Annotated in this window: 17 protein-coding genes and 1 pseudogene; 15 read left to right on the plus strand and 3 right to left on the minus strand. The window is 52.0% G+C overall.

Translation table 11 applies throughout. The annotated features are described in order from the left end of the window. Positions 1-195 precede the first annotated feature (195 nt). The 15 genes from NST44_RS10730 (at position 196) to NST44_RS10800 (ending at position 20,446) form a co-directional block, all read left to right on the plus strand. The gene (locus NST44_RS10730) at positions 196-1,317 is read left to right on the plus strand and encodes a glycoside hydrolase family 88 protein (RefSeq protein WP_213616396.1); all 1,122 of its coding nucleotides are present in this window, start codon (positions 196-198) and stop codon (positions 1,315-1,317) included. Continuing rightward, positions 1,307-3,475, plus strand: a complete 2,169-nt coding sequence (locus NST44_RS10735; protein ID WP_213616398.1) for an alginate lyase family protein — start codon at positions 1,307-1,309, stop codon at positions 3,473-3,475. Before NST44_RS10730 ends, NST44_RS10735 begins: the two co-directional genes overlap by 11 nt. 68 nt (positions 3,476-3,543) lie before the next feature. Then, a complete protein-coding gene (locus tag NST44_RS10740; RefSeq protein WP_210094491.1) occupies positions 3,544-5,268 on the plus strand; it encodes a cache domain-containing sensor histidine kinase in 1,725 nt (574 codons plus the stop codon). Next, positions 5,268-6,854: a response regulator transcription factor gene (locus NST44_RS10745; RefSeq protein ID WP_210094490.1), complete on the plus strand. Its 1,587-nt coding sequence runs from the start codon at positions 5,268-5,270 to the stop codon at positions 6,852-6,854. Before NST44_RS10740 ends, NST44_RS10745 begins: the two co-directional genes overlap by 1 nt. Positions 6,855-7,159: 305 nt before the next feature. Further along, a complete protein-coding gene (locus tag NST44_RS10750; protein WP_007132359.1) occupies positions 7,160-8,080 on the plus strand; it encodes a carbohydrate ABC transporter permease in 921 nt (306 codons plus the stop codon). Positions 8,081-8,098: 18 nt separating this feature from the next. Continuing rightward, positions 8,099-8,935, plus strand: a complete 837-nt coding sequence (locus NST44_RS10755) for a carbohydrate ABC transporter permease (RefSeq protein ID WP_007132360.1) — start codon at positions 8,099-8,101, stop codon at positions 8,933-8,935. Between the two features lie 153 nt (positions 8,936-9,088). After that, positions 9,089-10,456 (plus strand): ABC transporter substrate-binding protein, encoded by a 1,368-nt coding sequence (locus NST44_RS10760; RefSeq protein ID WP_007132361.1) that lies wholly within the window; start codon positions 9,089-9,091, stop codon positions 10,454-10,456. A gap of 110 nt (positions 10,457-10,566) precedes the next feature. After that, positions 10,567-11,820, plus strand: a complete 1,254-nt coding sequence (locus NST44_RS10765) for an alpha-L-fucosidase (RefSeq protein WP_340899303.1) — start codon at positions 10,567-10,569, stop codon at positions 11,818-11,820. Between the two features lie 36 nt (positions 11,821-11,856). After that, the gene (locus tag NST44_RS10770; protein WP_007132363.1) at positions 11,857-13,716 is read left to right on the plus strand and encodes a glycoside hydrolase family 35 protein; all 1,860 of its coding nucleotides are present in this window, start codon (positions 11,857-11,859) and stop codon (positions 13,714-13,716) included. A 323-nt stretch (positions 13,717-14,039) separates the two neighbouring features. Further along, positions 14,040-15,701, plus strand: coding sequence for a hypothetical protein (locus NST44_RS10775; RefSeq protein WP_210094488.1), 1,662 nt, complete (start codon positions 14,040-14,042; stop codon positions 15,699-15,701). Positions 15,702-16,104: 403 nt separating this feature from the next. Further along, positions 16,105-16,584, plus strand: a complete 480-nt coding sequence (locus tag NST44_RS10780; RefSeq protein WP_144870021.1) for a GyrI-like domain-containing protein — start codon at positions 16,105-16,107, stop codon at positions 16,582-16,584. A 274-nt stretch (positions 16,585-16,858) separates the two neighbouring features. After that, on the plus strand, positions 16,859-17,323 hold the full coding sequence (locus NST44_RS10785; RefSeq protein ID WP_213617283.1) for a phage tail protein: 465 nt from the start codon (positions 16,859-16,861) through the stop codon (positions 17,321-17,323). Positions 17,324-17,627: 304 nt separating this feature from the next. Further along, the gene (locus tag NST44_RS10790; RefSeq protein ID WP_007132368.1) at positions 17,628-18,605 is read left to right on the plus strand and encodes a LacI family DNA-binding transcriptional regulator; all 978 of its coding nucleotides are present in this window, start codon (positions 17,628-17,630) and stop codon (positions 18,603-18,605) included. A gap of 151 nt (positions 18,606-18,756) precedes the next feature. Then, positions 18,757-19,683: a prenyltransferase gene (locus tag NST44_RS10795; RefSeq protein ID WP_144873439.1), complete on the plus strand. Its 927-nt coding sequence runs from the start codon at positions 18,757-18,759 to the stop codon at positions 19,681-19,683. 31 nt (positions 19,684-19,714) lie between these two features. Next, positions 19,715-20,446 carry a DUF6081 family protein gene (locus NST44_RS10800; RefSeq protein WP_007132370.1) on the plus strand — a complete coding sequence of 244 codons (732 nt, stop codon included), beginning with the start codon at positions 19,715-19,717 and terminating at the stop codon, positions 20,444-20,446. Between the two features lie 982 nt (positions 20,447-21,428). On the opposite strand, the gene NST44_RS10805 is transcribed toward NST44_RS10800, so the two are convergent. From NST44_RS10805 to NST44_RS10815, 3 genes and pseudogenes are all read right to left on the minus strand, one after another. After that, entirely contained in the window at positions 21,429-22,355 is a 927-nt protein-coding gene (locus tag NST44_RS10805; RefSeq protein WP_007132371.1) for a glycine betaine ABC transporter substrate-binding protein, read from the minus strand. A 12-nt stretch (positions 22,356-22,367) separates the two neighbouring features. Next, positions 22,368-23,190 (minus strand): annotated as a pseudogene (locus tag NST44_RS10810) (ABC transporter permease); the annotation flags it as partial. Continuing rightward, positions 23,183-24,385, minus strand: a complete 1,203-nt coding sequence (locus NST44_RS10815; protein WP_007132373.1) for a quaternary amine ABC transporter ATP-binding protein — start codon at positions 24,383-24,385, stop codon at positions 23,183-23,185. The pseudogene NST44_RS10810 and the gene NST44_RS10815, both read right to left, overlap by 8 nt. Positions 24,386-24,400: the final 15 nt, after the last annotated feature.

Consider the following 24,400-nt stretch of genomic DNA (forward strand, 5'->3'; position numbering starts at 1 on the left):
CGATTCGTGGTGACCATGGATCGTATTTTTTATTGCAATAGAGATGAAAAAGGACAGGTTTGTTCCTTTTTTATAACCCTAAGGATGCAAAAGTCAAAATAGTGCACATCAAGGCAAAAATCGGCTCTACAAGAACGGTGAGACTCCCCCTATCATGAATCGTAATCATGATCGATTCGAAGGGAGCACGACGTTATGTGGAGCAGTGCGATTAAAGATGCCGTAGAGAAAATCCGGAGGAACATGGATGCCTTCGGGACCCGATTCCCCCACGTCAGCAAGGACGGCGCCTATTTGCTGAATGATAATGACGATTGGACAAACGGCTTCTGGAGCGGTCTTCTCTGGCTATGTTACGAATATACGGGCGACGAGGCCTTCAGATTGGGAGCCGTGCGAACGGTAGAAGACTTCCGCCAGCGCTTTGCGGACAAGAAGGTGCTTGATCATCACGATATCGGATTTCTGTATTCCTTGTCCTCCAAAGCGCAGTGGATCGTCGAGAAGGATGAGAGCGCACGCCAGTTGACGCTTCAGGCTGCGGACTTGCTGCTGAAACGCTGGCGTCCAAGCGGAGGATATATTCAAGCATGGGGTCCTGAAGGAGATGAGAAGGAGGGCGGCCGCATCATCATCGATTGCTTGATGAATCTGCCGCTGCTGTTCTGGGCGGAGCAGCAAACCGGTAAGTCCCAGTATCGGGACATTGCGATCATGCAGGCGGAGAAGACAAGGCGTTATCTGGTGCGGGGAGATGACAGCTCATACCACACCTTCTTCTTCGATCCGCATACCGGGGAGCCGATTGGAGGGGCCACGCATCAGGGCTATACGAACGGCTCGACATGGACGCGGGGACAAGCCTGGGGGGTGTACGGATTCGCACTGGCTTATCACTATACAGGGGATCGTGTATATCTGGAAACCTCCAAACGAATGGCGAAATATTTCTTGAAGCACTTGCCGGAGGATCATGTTGCCTTTTGGGACTTTAATGCTCCCGTAACCGCCGATACCTATCGCGACAGCTCGGCCTCGGCTATTGTGGCGGCAGGTTTGCTGGAACTGATTGGACATTTGGAGGATGGGGATCCCGATAGAGCACGCTTTGAACAAGGACTGCAGGATTCCATGACCTCGCTGGTACGGAATTATTCCACCGTCGGCCAAGAGGCGGAGGGCCTGCTGCAGCACGGTTCTTATCATGTGCGCGGCGGATTGTCCCCGGATGATTTCATGATCTGGGGGGATTATTTTTACCTGGAGGCTTTGATTCGTATGGAGACCGGAAACAAGGGGTATTGGTATGAACGCTGATGCCACGGAAGCTTTGGTGAAAGCCCTTTTAACCACGCTGGATCCGGAGGATCCCGCAATCGGTCCGATGCTGAATGCAGATGATCAAGGTCATCGGCACGATGTACTGGGTAAGCTGCATGCATACTTCTCTTGCCGGAGAACAGCCGGATGGTGGATGAGCCGTGAGGAGAAGCGGATGATCACCGATTATGTGAAGCAGCACTGTGGGGATGAGCTGGAAATCGTCATGAAGACGGCGAATGAGGTGATGCAGCAGACGTTCCTGTTCCGCTTTCTGTGGGATATGGAGCGGAGCGTCGTTCCCGTTACATTTGACGGTGATATCGATTGGTGCCATATTCCCGATCAGGACGTAGAGTGGGCTTACATGCTGAATCGCCACCGCTATTGGGTGGCGCTGGGACAAGCGTATGCGATGACTGGCGATGAGAAGTATGCGGAGGTGTTCTGCCGCCAGCTTGAACACTGGATCGATCGGAATCCTGTCCCCGAAGAGCCTACGACGGATACGTTGACCTGGCGCCCGATCGAGGCGGGGCTGCGCAGCGCGAACTGGATCAAGGCGCTTCGATACATGATCGGCAGCCCATCCCTTACTCCGTCGCTGCTCGGTAAAGCGCTGATTTCGCTTCACGAGCACGGGGAGTATCTGGCCGCTTCCTTCACCAGCTGGAAACATATCAGCAATTGGGGCGTCCTGGAGACTTGCGGCTTATACCATATTGCGTTGTTCTTTCCCGAATTCACCCAGTCGGCAGGGTGGCGGGAAATGGGCGAAGAGAGATTGAAGGAGACGGCAAGGCTCCAGATCATGGCGGACGGCATCCACTGGGAGCAATCGCCAACGTATCATCACGAGGTGCTGGCTTGTTATCTTGACTGCGTCCACCTTGCCAAGCTCAACGGGTCGGAGCTTGACGACTCATTTTGTCGTACGGTCCTCGAGATGGCCGAAGCTTCCTTGTACTGGGCCAAGCCGAATCACAGGCAGCCGATGCTGGGAGACAGCGACGATAGCGATATCCGTTCCATTCTGACCTTTGCCGCATGGCTGTTTGAGGATTCCGTCCTGCGCTTTGGCGGACATGCCCGGCCGGATTACGACAATGCCTGGCTGTTCGGCATGGAGGGAATCCGTGATTACGAAGCGATGGTGCCTGTAGAGCCGCCATCCATGAGCCGGGCTTTTCCCCATTCCGGTCATTATACGATGCGAACGGGCTGGGACGAAGAAGCGCTGTACCTTTATTTTCACTGCGGTCCGCTCGGGGGAGGCCACGGTCATGCCGATATGCTGCACATCGATCTCCATGCCTACGGCCGCGACCTGCTCACCGATCTTGGACGGTACAACTATAGCGATCATACGCCGCACAGAAAAGCATTAAAGGAGAGCTCCGCCCATAACACGACCGTCGTCGACGGAATCGGGTTCACCGGGATCAGGGATACCTGGTCTTTCGACCGGATGGCCGGGCCGATGGGCTGCAAATGGATCAGCAAGCCTGACTTTGACTATGTCGAGGGGATGCATGACGGCTATCTTTATGGGAATGAACCGTTAATTCCGCGCAGAAGGATCATCTTTATCAAGCCGTATTTCTGGCTGTTGATCGACAGCTTGGCGTGCCGTGAGCAGCATACCCTGACTCAGCACTTCCATTTTCCGCACCCGCCAGGCGAAGTTCTGATGGAAGCAGACACCAGGATTTGCCGTACAAACACCCCCGGGGAAGCGAATCTTTCGATTATCCCCATAACGACGGCCGACCAGTGCGGGGAAGTGGGCGAGGGCGTGATCTCCCGCGAGTATAACCTGCTCGAGCCTAATTCGAATGCGTCATACTCCCGGACAGTAAGAGGATGGATCAGCATCATGCAGGTGCTTTATCCCCATCGTCCAGGCGAAACAGCCTCTCCGCGAGTCCGCAAGGTACCGGTATATCGTCATACGGGGGAGCAGGTTCATGACGGGCAAGCCGAGGCTTGCGGCGTTCAGCTCCCGGGAATGGAAGAGGAGTTTATTCTCGTTGTTAGCCACCGTGCACCGTCGGGTCATTTTGATTGTTATGTGGTGGAGGGCATGCAGATCTTCGGAGAGGTTGTGCTGATGACCCCTCAAGGAAGAAAAATGCAATCAACCGTCATCATTTAATGCATGCTTCCAGCACAGAGGATTGATAGAATAAAGAGGACAAGGAGCATAAGAAAGGGCAGAGAAACATGTTCAAATTTACCTTCTACAAACGCATCCAGCTGTCGTTTCTTTTGCTGATCTTCATTCCGCTGATAGCGGTTTCTATCATATCGTTTGTTCTGATCCGGGATACGATGGTAGAGAAGCTGCAGCTCAGCAACGAGAATGTCCTGAATGTCATGACGGATGAGCTGAGCAAAACCATTGACGATATCACGTTTGCCTCTCATTTTATCGTGAACGATACAAGTGTTCGCAATATTCTGAAGTCATTCGCAGACACCGAGAGGCTGGCAACTTATGAGGATTATGTGCATTTTAGACAAATTCAGGACATCTTTTCCCTGATTAACTCCAAGCCGCTGAATAATAATGTCCGCATGTACCTGGTCAACCCGCAGCAATTCGTCATCTCTTCCGGCACGGAGGATTTGACCACGATTAACGGAAGCGTTGACGAACTGATGCAGCGCGTTGATCTCAACAAACCGGAAACCCTGCAATGGCTAGGAATGGCCGGCGGTGACTCGGCGGGGAAGGGGAAAAGCTACTACATCGCCAGGGTGATCTATGACAGCCGAGAGAAGAGGCAAGTGTCCGTATTGCTGTGCGCCATTTCCGATAAGTACTTCAACCGGCTGCTCGGTACGGTCGACTTTGGCAAGGTGGCCCTCTTTGATGCAAACGGGGAATTCATTGCAGGTCATGCGGAGCTGATTCCGCATCATACGGAGACCAAGAGCAGTGTCCGATCGGATAGAACCATTTTGAAATCGAACTGGAAGCTGGCCTACGAAGCTTCGGAGAAAGAGTGGTCGGAGCCAATTTCCCGGACGTTTTATACCGGTCTTGCCGGGGTTCTTCTGCTGTTTCTCGTGTTCTCCGGGATGTCTATCCTGATCGCCAAAAGGCTGCACAGGCCGATTCTCAAGCTGCAGCGAGTGGTGCGGCAGTTCGGAATGGGAAATCTGGACGTCCGGCTGGAGGTCAAGGGCAAGGATGATATCGCTGAGTTGAGTCAGACGCTGAATACGATGCTGGATCAATTACAGCGGCTGATCCATGATATCGAACAGGAGCAGGAACAGAAGCGGGTGATGGAGCTCGAAGCCTTGTTTATGCAAATTCGCCCTCATTTTTTGATCAACACGCTCAATTCGATCAAATGCAGCCTCATCCTGACGAAGGATACGCTTCACAGCGGAATTATCGATTCCCTGATGAGCTTGCTGCGAGCCTATCTCAAGGTCAATGAGCCGGCCACGTTGCGCGAGGAGTGCAAGCTGCTGGGCCACTATGTCGACATTATGAAAATCCGCAACGAAATCCCGCTTCGCTTAGAGGTCGATCTGGAACCGGAAACCGAAGGGCTCATATTGCCAAAACTCATATTGCAGCCGGTCGTTGAGAATGCCATCGTCCACGGACTTGTCGATCATCAGACGCCACGTATTCAGGTCCGCTCCAGACGCGACCCGGACGGAATCAGGATTGAGATTATCAACAACGGTACCCGGGCCGAAGAAGGAATGCTCGAATGTCTGAACCGCAGGCTGGGGAAACCAAGCGATGAGCAGGATGGAGCCTATGAGAGAGTCGGTCTGATGAACGTGGTCCAAAGACTCCGATTGACCTTCGGGCAGGAAGCGAGGCTGACACTCGCCAACCTTCCGCATGAGGGGATGTCTGTTTTGCTGTACTTGCCCGTAAGTCAACATCATGGTTATCTACCGGAGGGAGAGGAAGAGTAATGTATAGAGTTATGCTCATCGACGATGATGTTCCTATGCTCAAGGTATTGCAGCAGATGATTGACTGGGAGGCCAACAATCTGCAGATTGCCGGCAGTACGTATTCCAGCGCCAAAGCGCTGCATATGTTTGAGGAAGTGCAGCCGGATATTGTCATTACGGATATCGGACTCCCGCAAAAAAACGGCATTGAGCTGGCGGACCATTTTATGCGCGTGAAGCCGGAGGTACGGATTATCTTCCTGACCTGCCATGAGGATTTTCATTATGCCCAGCAAGCCGTAAAGCTGCAAGCGGATGATTATCTGATCAAGGATCAGCTTACAGCGGAGCAGTTGGAACAGAGCCTCGGCAAATCCATGAACTTGCTAAAAATGCGAACCGGTCTGATTCATCGCGAAGGGGCCAATTACAATAGTCAGCTCTTTCGGCAAGACCTGCTGCAACGGGTGATCAATGGCTCGCCGTCCGAAGCCACTCAGGCTTATGCAGCGCAGCTCGGCATCTCCTGGACCTATCCGTGGTTTGCGTTGGGGCTGGTCAGCATTCGACTCTCCAGCTTTGACAAGCGCTTCAGACAAACGGAATTGCCGCTGATTTTATACGCCGTTTATAATATTGCGACGGAATTGTCCGAGTCGTACGAAGGGATTACGCCGTTCATGGAGCAGGGGAACATTGTGATTCTGCATAACTTTAGGGTCAATCTGGCGCAGAATGCCAGCTTGCATCTTCATCATTATTTGCAGCGACTGCGTTATCAGTGCCTCCACTTTCTCAAGATTCAACCGAATGTTGTCTCCGTCACGGACAAGATGGAATTAAGCTCGATCGGCTCCGTCTATCAGGATATTTTTCATGGAAAATACGAGTTTTATGAAAATACCGACTATACGATGCTGGAAGCTTCGCAAATCCGAACACGGTGGTTCCAAGCCGCGCCTCAGGGGTTTCTGGACAGTTACGTTTCGGAGCTGGAACGGATGCTCATGAAGCAGGATCTCGACGGTATACGCGCTGCGCTGCAGAAGATCGCCGGAACCGCGAAGGAGCTGTCGATTGATCCGGGCGACTTTGCCCGGGATCTTTCCTCCATGCTTCGCAGCATCGAGCTGATGTTTTCCAGTCTGAAATTCGAAGAGGATCTGTTCGCCTATCTCGGTTTAGCCCGCACCTTGGAGGATATGATGGAGCTGGTGGAGAGAAGGCTGATCCAGACGATCGGAACGCGGAAAACGGGAGCGGGAAGCCCCACGAACGAGCCGAAGCTGCAGGTGATCCAGCAATATATCGATCAGCATCTCGACGATAACATTACATCGATCGATATGGCACGCTATCTGTTTTTGAACCCGAGCTATTTTTCCCGGTATTTCAAACGGTTGACAGGGCTCACCTTCACGGATTACGTGCATCAATACAAAATGAAGATGGCCACCAAAATGCTTAGAATGTCCGGGCAGAATTTGGAGTCTCTGGCTATGGAATTAGGCTATTCGGACCGTACGTATTTTTCGAAAGTGTTCAAAAAATACGTGGGGACCACCCCGAGCGAGTATAAAGCGAAGTACACCGCGCGAAAGTAAGCGGGCCGATAGTATTCAATTATTTGGAATAAGCATTAGAAGCGTAGGCTCCACTTTGTGGGGCTTTTGATTTGGGGTCCCCGCAAAGTATTTGGAATAAGCATCGAAGCGTAGGCTCCACTTTGTGGGGCTTTTGTTCTGGGGTCCCCGCAAAGTAATTGGAATAAGTATCGAAGCGTAGGCTCCACTTTGTGGGGCTTTTTTTAGGTCAAAATCTTGCACATGGCTGGTCAGAATCCCTCCTTCTTGCCGATGGCGGATGTATTACTATAATGACAACTTACAAATTGTTGAGGTGATGCTTCATGGAGGCTGTACAACGACCAGTGCCCAAGAGCCGGCGGAAGTTTTGGACTCCCAAGCGGAAAGAGGCTTTGATCGGGTGGCTGTTTCTTGCCCCGGAAATCGTCGGGATGCTGTTATTAAATGTATTTGCCCTTGGATTCTCTTTGTATTTGAGCTTATCCGATTGGGATATGCTGTCGGGTGTCCAGGGTATCGAATTTACCGGTTTCGATAACTATATCAAGATGTTTCAGGATCCAACCATCATTCAAGCGATAAAGAATAATTTGATCTATATGGTTCTTACGGTGCCGATCCCGATTGCCATCGCCCTGGTGCTTTCGGTTTTGATTCACAACAGTGTGTTCTTCAAAAGCTATTTTAAAGTCGCGTTCTTCATTCCGTATATTTCTTCGATTATCGCGGTCGCTGCGGTGTGGAGCGCATTATTCCATCCATCGCTGGGACCGATCAACCAGTTTCTGATGGAGCTCGGGATCAGCAATCCGCCGAAGTGGCTGGTCGATCCGAAAACGTCGCTCCTGGCGATTTCGATTATCAGCTCCTGGGCGGGCCTGGGCTACACGATCATTATCTATATGGCCGGGCTTACGAACATATCGAATGAAATTTATGAAGCGGCGGATATTGACGGTGCCGGTGCAATTAAAAAGTTTTTTGCGATCACGGTTCCGATGCTCCGTCCAACAACCTTCTTCCTGTTGATCACGATGTTGATTGGTTCGTTTAAAGTGTTTGACATTATCGCGTTCCTGACGGAAGGCGGACCGAACAATTCTTCTACCGTGCTTGTATTCCGTATCTATGAGGAAGGCTTCCAATATTACAATATGGGATACGCTTCGGCCATTTCCTGGCTGCTGTTCGCGATTATCGGCCTGATTACCGCGCTCACCTGGAAGATGAGAAATGAAGAATAGAGAGGGAGAGGATTGTACATGCAGTTGCTTCGAAAAAACATGTCCAAAGGGGTAATCACCCTTTTGATGGGGGCATTGTCCATCGTGTTTCTCGTTCCGCTCATTTGGATGATTTCCGCGGCTTTCAAATACGAGAAGGATGTTATGCGCTTTCCAATTCAATGGATACCGGAAAAGGTGAATCTGGCGTATAATTTCAAGACGGTTTGGATGGGGAGAGTTCCCTTCTATGATTTCTATTTTAATTCTTTTAAAATAGCCATTATCACGACCTTAATCACGCTGATCATCTCATCCATGGCCGCTTATGCGCTAACGAAGATCCGATTCAAGGGACGGAATCTCGTCTTTATGGCCCTACTCTCGTTCATGATCATTCCGGATCAGGCGACGCTGATTCCGCGGTTTCTGCTCATTCGCTGGTTTGGTCTCTACAATACGCATGCGGCCATCATCTTCATGAGTATGTTCTCGATCTACTTCACGTTCCTGCTTCGTCAATTCATGATCGGGATCAGCGATGAATATTTGGAAGCTGCGAGAATTGACGGTGCGGGCCATCTGCGGACATTTGCTTCCATTATGGTTCCGCTGTGCAAGCCTGTGCTGGCTACGGTAGCGATCATTAAATTCATTTGGACTTGGAACGATTACCAGAATCCGCTGATCTTCCTGCTGGACAAGGACCTATACACGATTCCGCTGGGGATGACGCTGTTCCGTGATGACTATACCAACAACTATGCCATTATGATGACGGCGGCGGTATCGGCGATCATTCCACTGGTCATCGTGTTCATCGTATTGCAGAAGCAGGTCATAAACGGTATCGCTTTAGGCGGGGTAAAAGGTTGATCCGAAGCCTAATGTGAAAAGGCCGAAGGTTTCGCAAAAGTCAAAAAAGTAATCCTAGAACCTCAAAATTGTGCACTTGATCGGCCGTGCCGGTGCCTATAATGAACATGAAAACAGCACAACAACTAATTTATCTGTGCAGGGGGAAGTAAGATGAAGAAAAAAGTCAAACACAGATTATCCATCATTCTAAGCACGGTTCTGGCAAGCACCCTGATTTTAAGCGGCTGCGGGAATTCCGGTTCAGAATCGGGTGCCGGCAAGGCAGACAATGGGGTTACCACCATCAAGTATTACAACTGGGATAACGAGGCCCAGCAGGCGGGCACGGATGCCATGCTCCAGGAATTTATGGATCAAAATCCGGACATCAAGGTCGAGCATGTGGTGCTGGTTCCCGGCGATTCCGTGGAAATGCTGAAAAAGCTGGATTTCCTGATCTCTTCCGGCGAAGCGATCGATGTTATTCAATTCCCGAGCTTGGGCGGAGTTCTCGAGCGGGCTGAACGCGGAGCTCTTGCTCCTCTGAACGAGTTCTACGAGAAGGAAAGCTTGGTTCCGGAAGACGAGTATTTCGTAAATCCCAAGTTAGGCGACAAGTATTATGGCATGCAGTATACCAAGAGCACGAACTATGTCATGCTCAATAAGGATGCCCTGGATGAAGCGGGACTTGAGGTTCCGAAATATGGTTGGACATGGGACGACTACCGCGAATACGCCAAAAAGCTGACCAAGGGCGAAGGCGTTGACAAGCGCTACGGATCTTATTTCCACACATGGGAGCTTTATATGAACGCTCCGGCCCAAACCATGATGAAAGATCCGTTCGTCTATGAAGACGGAACGACGATTCTGGCGGATCCGACATACAAATATTTCTTCCAGCTCCGTAAAGACATGGAGGAGAAGGACAAGTCGGCCAAGCCTTACAGTGACGTGCTTGCTGCGAAGCTGAACTACCGTACGGAATTCTTCAATGAAGAAGCCGCTATGATTCTTACAGGCAACTTTACGATCGCAGACCCAGGCAATACCGAGCAATATCCGCATGAGTTCAAAACCGCCTTCGCTCCTGTACCTGTGCCTCCTGCTGGCTGGGAACCGAAAGAGTATGAAGGAAAATACTTCACCAGCGGCAATATGCTGGCAATGGGCGCCAACTCCGCCAACAAGGCAGCCTCCTTCAAGCTTATGAGATTCATGACAACAGCCGATTCGGACAACAGACTTGAGTTCTCTGGCTACAAAAAGGCGAATAACGAGGAATTGCTGACGAAGCTGGTTGCCGGCAAAGAGGATATGTACGATATGGATTCGTTGAAATATACGCTGTTCAGCGATGAAATCCAATATCTGGATGCCGCCAAAGTCATGATCGCGTCTACCGCGGAATTGACCAAGATCATAAATGACGGCTTCTCTAAATTCATGCTCAGCAATGAGCCGATTGATGAGGTTCAACAATGGATGGTCGATGAGGCCACGAAAATCATTAACGAAAAAGGCGTTATCAAGTAACAGGGATAGCACAGGGTAAAGAATCCTGGTAGGAATCGGGCTTCGGGGGGCCATTAAGCCGGCTTCCCAAAGCCCTTTTTTTTCAACTGTAGAGAGTTGGAGGGGAAAGCATGTCAATAACAAGAAAGCTAGAGGAGCAGCTAGCTGTTCCTTCGCCGGAGCAATTAGCTTGGCAGGATATGGAGCTCGGGATGTTCTGCCATTTTGGAATCAATACGTTCTGTGACCAGGAATGGGGGGGAGGCAAGGATGCTCCGGCCTTGTTTAATCCGGAACGCCTGGATGCCAAACAGTGGGCCCGGTCCGCGAAGGAAGCCGGCTTCCGTTATCTCATACTGACGGCCAAGCATCATGACGGCTTTTGCCTGTGGCCGACGGCGACGACGGATTACTCCGTAGCCTCGAGCCCGTGGAAGGAAGGCAAGGGCGATGTCGTGAAAGAATGCGCGGAAGCTTGCCGGGAGGAGGGCATCGGCTTCGGTATTTATGTATCCCCTTGGGACAGGCACGAGCCGTGTTATGCCGATCCGCAGCAGTATGATGACTTTTATTGCAGACAATTGGAGGAGCTCTTAACCGGCTATGGTCCGCTTGTGGAAATTTGGTTTGACGGCGCGGGATCGGAAGGCCGCGAATATGATTGGCCGCGAATCATGGGTCTTGTGAAAAAATATCAGCCAAGCGCCATGGTGTTTAATATGGGCGCGCCCACGATTCGGTGGGTCGGCAATGAGGATGGTGTCGCTCCGTATCCTTGCTGGAACACGGCCGATTCTTCTCGGGGCAGCATGTTCAGCGAAGAATCGCTGAAATGGCTGACGGAGACGCCGAGCTGGGTGCCCGCAGAATGCGATGTACCGATCCGAAAAGACCGCTGGTTCTGGCATCCGGACGAGGAACATTTGCTGTTGTCTCTTGATCAGCTTATGGACATCTATTACCGGTCGGTTGGACATGGAGCGACCTTGCTGCTCAATGTCGCTCCGGACCCCCGGGGACTGCTTCCGGAGGCCGATGTAAAGCGGCTTCTGGAATTTGGCAGAGAGATCAAGCGTCGGTTCGGTTCTGCCCTGGCCGAAGGCTCGGGATCGGGAGAGGCCGTTCAGTTAATCCTTCCCCAAGCATGCGTGATCGATCATGTCGTGGTCATGGAGGAGATTGCATACGGGGAAAGGATCAGTCAGTATGTGCTGGAAGCCTTCGTCGGTGGAGAGTGGCTCGAGCTGACACGCGGCAGCGCGATCGGTCACAAGAAAATCGATGCGTTCTCTCCGGTAACGACCGACAAGGTGCGTTTGCGGGTACTGGAAGCGGCCGCAAGTCCGGTCATCAAAAAATTGGCGGTTTATCGCTGCGGGCAATAAGCCTTGGATCCTAACATAAGGTGGAGGAGAACTGGAATGGGAGTGCTCACTTGGAAGAACGGACAATACCTGCTGGACGGGCAGCCTTACCGGATCATATCGGGAGCGGTTCACTATTTCCGTGTCGTTCCTGAATATTGGGAGGACAGGCTTTTAAAATTAAAGGCCTGCGGCTTTAATACCGTTGAAACGTATATCGCATGGAATGTGCATGAACCCACAGAAGGGGAATTTAACTTTAGCGGGATGGCCGACGTTGGATCGTTTATCGAATTAGCCGGGAAACTCGGCTTGCACGTCATTGTCAGACCCAGCCCGTTTATCTGTGCGGAATGGGAATTTGGAGGTTTGCCGGGCTGGCTGCTAGGTTATGGAGAAATCCGGCTTCGCTGCAGTGACCCGCTCTATTTAAGTAAGGTGGATCATTATTACGACGAGCTGATCCCGAGAATGGTTCCGCTCCTGTCTTCGAACGGAGGGCCGATCCTGGCTGTTCAGGTCGAAAATGAATACGGCAGTTACGGCAACGATCACGCTTATCTGGAGTATTTGCGCGCAGGACTGGTGCGGCGTGGCGTCGATGTGCTTCTCTTTACCTCCGACGGGCCAACCGACGAAATGCTGCTGGGCGGGTCCATCGACCATGTGCACGCGACTGTAAATTTCGGTTCCCGGGTAGAAGAATCGTTCGGCAAATACCGCGAATACCGTACGGATGAGCCGCTGATGGTCATGGAATTCTGGAACGGCTGGTTTGATCACTGGATGGAGGACCATCATGTCCGGGATGCGGCCGATGTCGCCGGCGTACTGGATGAAATGCTTGAGAAGGGCTCCTCGATCAATATGTATATGTTCCATGGCGGAACCAACTTCGGCTTTTACAGCGGAGCGAATCACATCAAGACCTATGAACCGACGACGACAAGCTACGATTATGATGCCCCTTTGACGGAATGGGGGGATAAGACGGAGAAATATGAGGCGGTGCGGACTGTGCTCGGCAAGCATGGTTTTAAGCCGGGTTGCGCCTTTCCGGAGCCCATTCCAAAGGCGGCCTACGGAAAGGTCGCTTTGTCTGAGATGGCCGGTCTGTTTGCGGATGCCAATCTAGAGCATCTCTCAGAGCCGAAACAAAGCGTGTGCATCAAGCCAATGGAAACATTCGGACAGTCCTATGGCTTTATCTTGTACAGCACCTTTATTCCGGGACCAAGGCAAGGACAGCAGCTGCATATTCAGGAGGTTCGTGATCGCGCCCAGGTATTTCTGGACGGTCGGCCGCTTGGCGTTATCGAACGATGGAATTTGCAGCCGCTCGATATTACCGTACCCGCAACGGGAGCAAGGCTGGATATTCTCGTCGAGAACATGGGCCGGATCAATTATGGGCCGCTGATCCACGATCCCAAGGGAATCACGGAGGGCGTGAGAATCGATAACCAATTCCTGTATAACTGGACGGTCCGGACCCTGCCGCTTGCGTCCCAGATGCTGTCATCCCTCTCTTATAAACCGGTTATGGATAAAGGGCAGGCGGAGCATGAAGAGCTGTCTACGTCGACGTCGGAAGACACGGGTCTGCCCGGATTTTACCGCGGCAGCTTTCAGGTGGAGGACATCGGGGATACGTTCCTTCGCTTTGATGGCTGGACGAAGGGTGTCGCCTGGATTAATGGCTTCAATCTCGGCCGGTACTGGAACGCGGGGCCCCAAAAGGCCTTGTATATTCCCGGCCCTTTATTGCGTAAAGGGGAGAACGAGCTGGTTCTCTTTGAACTGCATGGCGGTCCCGAATCTTGCGAAGTTGAGCTGTCAGATCAACCAGACCTGGGACAGACCGCGGCAGTGGATGAAGCCGTGCTTAATTTCGTACAGGACGAAGAGGACAAGTAACCTATAACGACAGAATTATGCTGCAGTTTAGCTTGTTCAACGACCCGGGCAGAGAGGCTCTCTGGCCGGGCTTTTGCTGTATATGCCCTAAAATAGGGTCCGGTGCCTATCATGCAATGAAAGGATTGACAGCACGGCTTAAGATAATGGCCGGACGAATGCGGGGCTGCTTGGGAACCGGTCCTGTATGTATTTTCAAGCTTGTATGGACTTGAGGCTCTTTAATAGGTTTATATGTGTTCAAATTGGTTTCTTTTTGTTCGTTTTTATCTTACATTAGGGTAGGGAAGCGGCTTTATCACCGGATTGGGAAGGAGAAGACGATGAACGATTATCATGGAAGAATGAACCGGATTGTTCGGAATGTTGCGGAACAAGCATGGAGGCTGCCCCTGCAATCCAGCGGACTGTGGTTTCATGGGGATGTGCGAGACAACTTCTATTATGCCTCCTATTTGTTTGCAGCTTCGTTAGACCTGGAGCATGATCCGCAGTTCAACCGGCAGGAGGGTAAGCGGCTGGCAGAGGAGGTTTTGGGTCGTGTGCTGCGGCTGCAGGACCGGGATGCGAAGAGTCCGATGTACGGACACTGGCCGCTGAACCTGGAACCGAAGCCGGAGGCGGCGAGTCCGCACGTGCTGCCGGTGGAATTGATGGGGAGCTTGATGTTTTTTTTCCATCACAAGTTTGAAAGCGGGATGAACGAGGGCCTGGCGAGGGAGTTTGAGGCCGCGCTGGAACACATCTATCGCGGAGGTTTTTTTCGCAAGCCGCTCACGGTGTGCAACCATCATGAGGCGAAGTATACGGCGGCCAAGCTAATATTCGGCCAGCGGTTCGGGGATAAGGAGCTTCTGGAGGACGGAAAACAAAGCCTTAGGGATACCCTGACTCTGCTCCGCCGGGAGGGTATGGCTGAGTATGGGTGCCTGCCGTGGTTTTGGCATTGGACACAGGCGTTCACCTGTGCGCTGGAATTGGCGGAGGAACCGGAAGTGAAGCAGAAGCTTCATGAACTGTTGGATGAGCTGTGGAGCCTTCGCGCGTCTTATTACCTGAAGGGGGCGTGGGTAGGAGCCCACTCCAGGGGATGGCCGCATGATGCTCCGCGGGATGCCAATGTGCTTCACGATTATGTCCAGTTCGGTGATTTTAGCCTTCCGGAGGAGATGCCGCGCACGGAATATGCCGGTTTTCTATTCCACGAAGCTCCGGAAGCTGCCCGGCACCTTGCCCTGCATCGAAGCGAACCGGCGGAAGTGCGCAAGGTGCTGATGAAATCGGTTGACGGCGAGTTGCGAAAGCTGCACTCCTATGCTTATGTGACGGAGGATTTTGCGGCGGGCGGATTGTGGGAGCGGGTCCGGGAGTTCGACAACGAGCAGCTGCGCTGGATGTTCAGCCTGCCTGTCCGTTTAGGCGGGAAGGCGAATCAGCTGTATTTTTTCCATCCGGGGGAGGGATACGATCCTTCGGGAAGCGATCCTCGTCACCAAAGCGAGTGGATGGAGGTGCTGTATCACAAAAATGTGGTGCTGGCGCTCTATCCGCTGCCTGAACTGGCGGTTGCCAGTGGCGAAGAAATCGTCGGCGTTCTGCCGGAAGGGGAATGGTTGTACGAGGCCGAAGCTTTGTACGGCAAGGTAGATGAGGTTTATTTTGCCATACATTTAAGCCCGGGGACGGCTTATGACATTCGGGCGCAGTCCGGATATCAACAGATTGTTTGCCGAGGCGACGGAATTGCTCTCGCCGTAGAGGCGGTGTCCATTCGGGAAGCGGAGAACAGAGGGATCGGACAGCTGGCGGCGTTCGCACGGCAAATGTCCGGGCAGAGGCCGGAATTCAAGACAGACGGCGGGCTTGAGGTGGCGTATACAGGATGGACGACGGAAGACCGACTATTTTTGAAGCATAGGGGTTCAGGCAGCTCGGCGAGAATGATCAACGGGGCGGAATGTACGTTTGAACCGTATTCTGTGTAGTTATCGAACAGAAAAGAGGGACTGGCGAGTTAACCCGTCCTTTAAAGTATAGGAAATGTTGAGCAGATGCGCCGGTTGCGGACTCTCTGAGTCTTCAATCGGCGTTACTTTGTTGCTAGCCGCATTCGATGTCTTTTTAATCGAAGTATATTAATTTATTGTTGTAACTGTAATGACAAGTAGTTATATCCTTTGCCGAAATTGACAAGTACTTGTACGTAGCCGATTCATTGACAGCCTAGATCGTCGGAGTGTGGATATAAAGCCGATACTCCCCATCCGATCCGTTTTTTTCATGGCTCATTTAAACGGTATCATTTTTTGACATGATTTAAAGTTATGATTAACCCATCAAGTAATAAAACATAGGAATCACAATTTAAAGAAGAGGAAGGGATTGAATATGGCAAATTACAGTATTGAGGAAAAAGACAGCTTTATCGTATTAGGAATCGGAACGGAGCTTCAAAGCGACTACACCGACTATGCCGGCATCAACAAGGAGAAGGCCGACTTTTGGAAAGCCGTGAAACAAGATGGAAGACTTGACACATTAAAGGCCGTGGCCGCAAATGACTATATTTTTGCCGTAAACGAAGCCGTGAACAACAAGATGATGTATTACGCTGGCGTGTTGACCGAGGCATCGTTACCGGAAGCGACCAGAGTCATCCAGTTTCCTAAAGGGGAATACCTCGTTGTAAAAGGAGAAGCGCAGACGGCTGAGGAGTTGAGTCAAGTGCTTACAGGCATTGCTTTTGGACAAGTGCTGCCGGAAGCACAAGATTTTGCCTATGTCGGCGGGCCCAACGCGACGGTGGAGATGGGGCAGCGAAACGGTCTCGTATTTGGTGAAGTGTGGATTCCGGTCGTAAGAAAATAAAGAGACTCGCGATGCTTTCGATGCGAGTTTTGTTCGAAGCAGGCTCGAGGAAGTAACGCTCACAAAACTAAGTTGATGCTTTCGAAGGGAGTTTTGCTCGAAGTAGTTCGAAGAAGTAACGCTCACAAAACTATGTTGATGCTTTCGAAGGGAGTTTTGCTCGAAGTAATTCGAAGAAGTAACGCTCACAAAACTAAGTTGATGCTTTCGAAGCGAGTTTTGCTCGAAGTAATTCGAAGAAGTAACGCTCACAAAACTTTTAGGAGTGATGAACATGTCCCATATCGTTGATTTTAAAAACGTATCCACAGTCGGGTTAGAATCTTCGCCCGTAGCCGAAGCGCTGGCTGGTTTACGAGCGAACGAAGCCCGTTACTTTATGAACAAATATAAGCATGAATTTACGGTTGTACCCGCCAGCGAAAGCCAGGAAACCCTGGATTATGTAAACCGAATTTTGAAAGAAGAACGCGATATTGAGTTTGCGGCCAAACCTTTAGAAACGTCGCGTTTCCAGGTGGAGAATATCCAATGGGCCTTCGTTTTTTATGAGGATGGTCTAGGGGTCAACGTCATGTATACGGTGGATGATCCTAAGAAGCGGGCCGTTGGCTTTAAGCTTTCTGAGGGGATGGAGGTGCCACAGGAGTTGGAAGGGAACTTTAAGTTTGCCAGACAGAAGTCCAAATTAGCCGGAACCATTCGGGGCTCGTTTTTCGTAATAAAAGGAGAGTATTAAGGAAGTAGAATTTCTTTTCGACAAGCACTTCCATGTATATCGAAACTCAAAGGGAAACGAAAACTCCGTGAACGACATAAATGATGATGAATTTGTTGTCGGACGACAAAGAACATACAGTCAAAGAACATATAGTCAAGGAGCATAAAAGACAAAGAATATGTAGAAATTGAAAGCCGCATAAATTGCGGCTTTTCGTCTTACGTATCTATTCAGGTTCAGGCTCTCTTTTGAATCAACTACCTGAACATGATAGTATCGAGGATAGATAGACGGCAGGCTAGTATCGAGGGAGGGAAAGAGCATGGCCAATATCAAAGAAATCGCAAAGCTTGCGGGCGTGTCGGTATCCACGGTATCCCGGGTGCTCAATAATCATCCCTATGTTCGCGAGGAAAAGCGAGCGCGGGTCCTGGCGACGATGAAGCAGCTGAAGTATGCGCGCAATATGAACGCCGTTCACCTCATTACGGGCAGAACGATGAATATCGCCATTATGCTGCCGTTCATTAATCATGCGTACTTCTCATTACTGATGGAGGGAGCCGGGCAAGAAGCGCTGGCGGCAAGCTACCGGCTTATCCTTTGTCAGACGGGATATGCGCAGGACAAAGAATTGGAAGTGCTGGAGATGCTGCGGAACCGGGAAATTGACGGGATCATTATTCTATCGTCCGCCGTTACCCCGGAGCAGATCGAAGCCTACTGTCCATATGGCCCGATTGTTTGCTGTCTGGATGCGGGGGAGCGATTATTTTCTTCTATATATATTAATCATGCGGAGGCTTTCCGGCGTGCCATGCATTATTTGATTGACCGGGGACACCGCAGAATCGGATTTACGGTAGGAAGGCTGGACAGCCCCAGTACGAGAGCACGCAAAACAGCCTATGAGGAAGTGCTGAAGGAAATCGGAGAGCCTTACCGTGAGGAATGGATATTGGATGGCTGCATTGATCTTGAGGATGGTGCGGCAATCATGAACCGGCTTATGGATATGAGAGAACGGCCAAGCGCCCTGCTCGTGACGGGGGACCATGTGGCGGCCGGCTTGATCTACGAAGCGGAGAAGCGGGACATATCCATCCCGCAGGAGCTTGCGGTCATCGGATTTGACAATCAACCCATCGGCAAAATGCTAGGCCTCACGACGATCGATAACCGACTGCTCGATATGGGTTCAGAGGCTTTCAAAATCGTGTATGCCCATATTCAGGGAGAACGGAAAGACCCGGTGCGCAAGGAGCTGCCGTTCGAATTGATTGAGCGCTCGTCCGTATAGGAGTTTAGCCAAGTTCTTACAAATAGATTACAAAGTTCGACAATTGTGATATCCTTAATGTACAAGTGCTTTGTTTCACAACATCGATTAACGTCTGCAAGCGAGTTGCAGGCGTTCTATTCTGTTTTATGAGAGAAAGGAGCCTACGCCAGTGGATGTCCTGAATCAGTTTAAAAAAGCTTCGCGTATCCAAGTCATTCCGGTCATGCTCATACCGGTTGCTTTGGGGGCGCTTGGCGCTTATGTTTGGACAGGCCGTTTCCATATCGGGCTTTTTTTATTGACCTTGATCGGAAGCGGGGCCGCCCATTTGTTCTCCAATATGGTGAACGATTTGTGGGACTATAAGAACGGGACCGATACGGAAGCCCAGGAGGACGTCGATGCGATCTCCACGAATTCAGGTTTTCTAACCAAAGGCATCTGGTCCATCCGCAAATTCGAGAGCGTTACCTGGACGCTGTTCGGAATAGCCGCGTTATGCGGGATTATTCTGAGCTTGATCAGCGGCTGGTGGGCGCTTCTGTTCGGCGCGCTCGGCGGACTCATCGCTTATTTTTACGTGGCGCCGCCCGTTCGGTTCGGATACCGGGGCAAGGGCTACAGCGAAATTGCGATCCTGTTGTCCTTCGGTATTTTGCCTGTTATGGGAGCTTTCTATGTCCAGACGTCAAGCATGGATCTTCGGGCCCTGCTGTTGTCGCTGCCGATCGGGCTGCTCACGACGTTGATTTTGTTCAACCATCACTTCCTGCATTGGCAGGCGGATCGTCAGGCCGGAAAAAGAACCCTTGTGGTCGTATGGGGGGAAAAGCGGGCGTTGACGTTTTCACGGGCGCTGCTGCTGCTGGCCTGTCTGTCCCTGGTTGCCTGCGTCCTAGCGGGAGCTCTTCCACCTTATGCGATTATTGCTCTGCTGACCGTTATTCCATTGTATCTTGTGTATGGAAGACTGAAGGATAGCAATCGTTCCGAAGCTTACTTGCCGCTGATGGGCGCGTCAACGATGACAACGATGCGCTGCGGCGGCGTGTTGATCCTGTCGCTGCTCGTCCAAGGCATAATCCAGGCATTCTAACCTATTTTTGTGAGAAAGAAGGAGACCTTAGATGGAACAACAACGTGTTTTTGGTGATTTTCATACCATCCTGTCGGAGGGCAAGGTTTGGAAGATCGGCGGCTTTCCGCTGCCGGACGGTTCCTTCTGGGAGTACCGGGAGCCCGACGCTGTCGTTATCGTGCGCAACGGCATCCTGTATGTGCGCGCACCGCTGAGCCGCCAGCATAATCAGATTCAGATTCTCGACAATGCCAAGCATATGTATTATTCCGTGGAAGAGGTTGAAGTGCCGGAATCGGGCGAAGTGACCTTTGAGCTTCAGATCCGTGCCCGTACGCAGGGCACCGTTCCCGGTGATTTGTACGACGGTTACGTATCTTTGAATCTGCTGGATTTCTCAACCGGAGCGGCGCTCGACTTCTTCGCTTCGAACGATAAGTATGCGAGCGTGTATGCGGTGCTGCCTTTCCCTGGCGTTCAGGTGCCGGAATCGGATAAAACCCGCTTCTTCTGCATTTTTAAAGAGGAAGATACACACTTCAAGCCGCAGGAATTCAACACGTACACAATCACCTATAACCGCAGTGAGGACGAGGCGGTATTCTACGTGAACGGACAGGAGGTCCGCCGGGAGAACAATATTCCGATCAAATTCAACAAGTTCACGATTGCGCTTGGCATCATGACGGAGAAGGATCTGACGCCGCAGGGCAGCGTCTCGGTTCATGGTCAAACCGTCATTGCCGAGTATTCCCCGGTAACGGTAACCATCAAGGAATAGCTGCTATCCATGTAAAAAAGCGAGTCGCGCTCACGTTAGAGCGCGGCTCGTTTGCGTCTTAAGGGGAGGGGGAGTGGTTTGCTCGGATAGTACTGGGGGCAGGGAGTGGATTGGTTTGCTTGGGTAGCGCGGGAGCAAGGGGGAGATTGGTTGTTTGAGTAGCATGGAGGTTGGAAGTAGATTGGTTCGTTTGGGTGGCACGGGAGCTGGGAGTAGATTAGTTTGGTTGGATAGCATTGGTGTCTGGGAGTAGACTAGTTTGCTTGAGTAGCGCGGGAGAGTAGAGGCTCGAACATGTGCATTTCTCCCGCGTCGACGATGGCATCTACTTGAGCGTTATGGCCGCCCCCAAGCGAACGAGCCAACAGGTCCCGATAAGGGATTTGTGCCCCGCCCAAGCGGTGTCTATGGACAAACAAGTCCCGAAAAGGGACTTATGCTGCGCTAAAGTGGCGCCAACGAGCCAACAGGTCCCGATAAGGGATTTGTGCCCCGCCCAAGCGGCGTCTATGGACAAACAAGTCCCGAAAAGGGACTTATGCTGCGCTAAAGTGGCGCCAACGAGCCAACAGGTCCCGATAAGGGATTTGGGCCCCGCCCAAGCGGTGCCTACGGGGAAACAAGTCCCGATAAGGGACTTATGCTGCGCTAAAGCGGCGCCAACGAGCCAACAGGTCCCGAAAAGGGATTTGTGCTGCGCTAAAGCGGCGCCAACGAGCCAACAGGTCCCGAAAAGGGACTTGTGCTGCGCTAAAGTGGCACCAACGAGCCAACAGGTCCCGAAAAGGGACTAATGCTGCGCTAAAATGGCGCCAACGAGCCAACAGGTCCCGAAAAGGGACTTGTGCTGCGCTAAAGTGGCGCCAACGAGCCAACAAATCCCCAAAACGGACTTGCCCCCGGACTCCCCGTCCTGCCCATACATCCCCCTATAGCCCAAAAAAGCCACCCGCAAAGGGTGGCTTTCGTGTAGGTTCAATCTTTACTTCTTCAGATCTTCAATCGAGTTCACGTCGACATACGATGGAACGACGAGGCCGGTTTTAACGCCTTCCATGTTAGCGCCAAGGTCTTCGACCTGATCCTTGAACTTATCCCAGTAGTCGGCATGCGTCAGCGGGAGCCATGCGGCAACCGTAGCGTCAACGTCGCCGTTGGCGACCCCGGTCCACATTGGGCCGGCTTCGACTTGAAGCGCTTCGACCTTAAAGCCGAGCTTCTCTTCCATAATGACCTTCAGCAGATTGGTGCTGGCGATTTCGGAGTCCCAAGCAACATAGCTGAATTTAAAGCTTTTGCCGTCAACGGGCTGAACGCCTTGCGTCCATTCGTTCACTTTTTCGCTGTTGGCTTCCATCCATTCCTTAGCGGCAGCTTCCGGATTCTGTCCTTCCTGGATGGCGGTCATGATTTGACCCATATCGTCCGAGGTCCATTTGAAGTTGCTCAGGAACTGATAAGCCTCCGGCTGATCCTCTTTCAGGCCTTTACGAACAACCGTGTGAATTTCTTCGGCTTCACCATAAACCTTCTTCGGATCCTCAAGATACTTCAGATCATACTTGGAGAACATCCAGTGCGGCGTCCAGCCGGTAATGATGATCGGTTCTTTCTTCTTGATCGCCTTATCAAGCGTAGCTGTCATTGCTGCACCGGAGCCTTCGATCAGCTTCCAATCCGTCAAGCCGTACTCCTCAATCGCGGCAGCCGTGGCTTTCATAATACCTGCGCCTGGATCAATACCGATGATTTCATGGTTTACCTGCTCGCCGATCGAGCCGGCGGCTCCGCCGTTTGCGCCTTCGCCGCCCTGGGCTCCGTTCGTGCCGCCATTGCCGCCCTGTCCGCATGCGGACAGAAGGAGGACAGCCGCCAAGCTAAGCATCAACCACCATTTCTTGTTCTTCAAGTTAAGCACCCCTCTTTTTCGTTTTAAATATATTTTGTGTAAAGCGGTCCAGGACAATCGCCAGGATGACGACAGCCAGACCCGCCTCAAACCCTTTACCGATCTGCAGCTGGGTTACTGCACGGTAGACCTCGGCGCCGATGCCTTGGGCACCGATCATCGAAGCGATAACAACCATCGACAAGCACAGCATGATCGTCTGGTTAATCCCGGCCATTAAGGTCGGCATAGCCAGCGGAAGCTGGACCTTGAACAGCTTCTGTCCGGAAGTCGAACCGAATGCATCCGCAGCTTCGGTGAGCTCGCCGGATACCTGCATAATCCCCAGCCGCGTCAGACGAATCGTTGGCGGAATCGCAAAGATGACGGAAGCGATAACGCCCGGAACGACCCCGAGGCTAAAGAACGTAACCGCAGGCAGCAGATAAACGAAAGCGGGCATGGTCTGCATGAAGTCCAGAATCGGAATGATGATCCTGGATGCGGTTTTGCTGTAGGCTGCCCAAATGCCGAGCGGCACCCCGAGCACGATGGAGATCAAGCCTGCCGTGATGACCAGGCTGAGCGTGCTCATCGTTTGCGGCCAATACCCGAGGTTCTCGATAATGAGAAACCCGATGACCGTGAACAGCGTCAGCGGCAAGCGGCCAAGCAAATACGCGAGGACGGCCAAGATGACGATGAACAGATACGGATGGGGCAGCATGAACACATCTGTAAAAAACTCGACAATTCCTTCAATAATGAAGGAGATCGCATTGAAAAAGCCCGAGAACGTATCTCCCATCCACTCCACCAAGGAATCGATCCAGCTTGCGAGAGGAATCTTAGGCATCTTGCGTCACCCCCTCATTCTTGGATTCCCCGGCCAACGCGCCAAGCACGGCCCCGCGGACGATAACGCCCATCAGGCGGCCATTGTCATCCACAACGGCAAGCGGCACTTTGGACATGCTCGTAATTTCGAACAGCTCGTTGAGCAGGGTGTCCGGGCCGACTCTAGGACCGTCCGTTATCAAAATATCCTCCAGCTTGCGATGGTTCTTCATCGCATCGGAAGCTTCCTCGGCGGTGATGACCCCGAGCAGCTTCTTGGCGCGGTCAATCACGAACAGGTTCGAGATGCCGCGCTCGCGCATCAGCTCCAGCGCAACACGCGGACCGCGGTCCAGCGTAATCGCTTCGGGCCGGCGCATAACATGCGACGCCGTCAGTACCTTCGACAGATCGACGTCCTCCACGAACCGCTCAACGTAATCGTTGGCCGGCTGTGTCAGAATTTCCTCAGGCGTTCCGATCTGCACGACCGCGCCGTCTTTCATCAGGGCGATGCGGTCTCCGATGCGGAGCGCCTCATCCAGGTCGTGGGTAATGAACACGATCGTTTTTTTCATTTTGTCCTGAAGCTCGATGAGCTCATCCTGCATATCCCGGCGGATCAGCGGGTCGAGCGCGCTGAACGCCTCATCCATGAGCAGAATTTCGGGATCGTTGGCAAGCGCCCGGGCCAGCCCGACACGCTGCTGCATGCCGCCGCTGAGCTCATCCGGCATTTTGTCCTCCCAGCCCTTGAGCCCTACAAGCTCCAGCGCCTTCATGGCGGCTTCGCGCCGTTTGGATTTATTGACCTTCTGAATTTCCAGGCCGTACTCAACATTGTCGAGCACCGTACGGTGCGGGAACAATGCGAACTTCTGGAACACCATGCTGATCGTCTTGCGGCGTACCTCGCGCAGCTGTTCCTTATTCATTTTTCTCAGGTCCTTGCCATGGATCAGAATTTCTCCTGAAGTCGGTTCAATCAACCGATTTAGCAAACGTACTAGTGTGGACTTGCCGCTGCCGGACAGACCCATGATGACGAAGATTTCGCCTTCCTGAATATCAAAGCTGACACGGTTCACGCCAACCGTTATATTTTTCTCTTTTGCAATTCGCGCTTTGGACCAGCCTTGCTCCAGCAGCTGAAGCCCTTGCTCGGCACCAGGGCCGAACAACTTGCTGACATTCTTCACTTGCAGAATAGCCAAGAGTGACTCCTCCTT

This window comes from Paenibacillus sp. FSL W8-0919 (assembly GCF_038003785.1).
GTDB lineage: Bacteria > Bacillota > Bacilli > Paenibacillales > Paenibacillaceae > Paenibacillus_AQ > Paenibacillus_AQ lactis.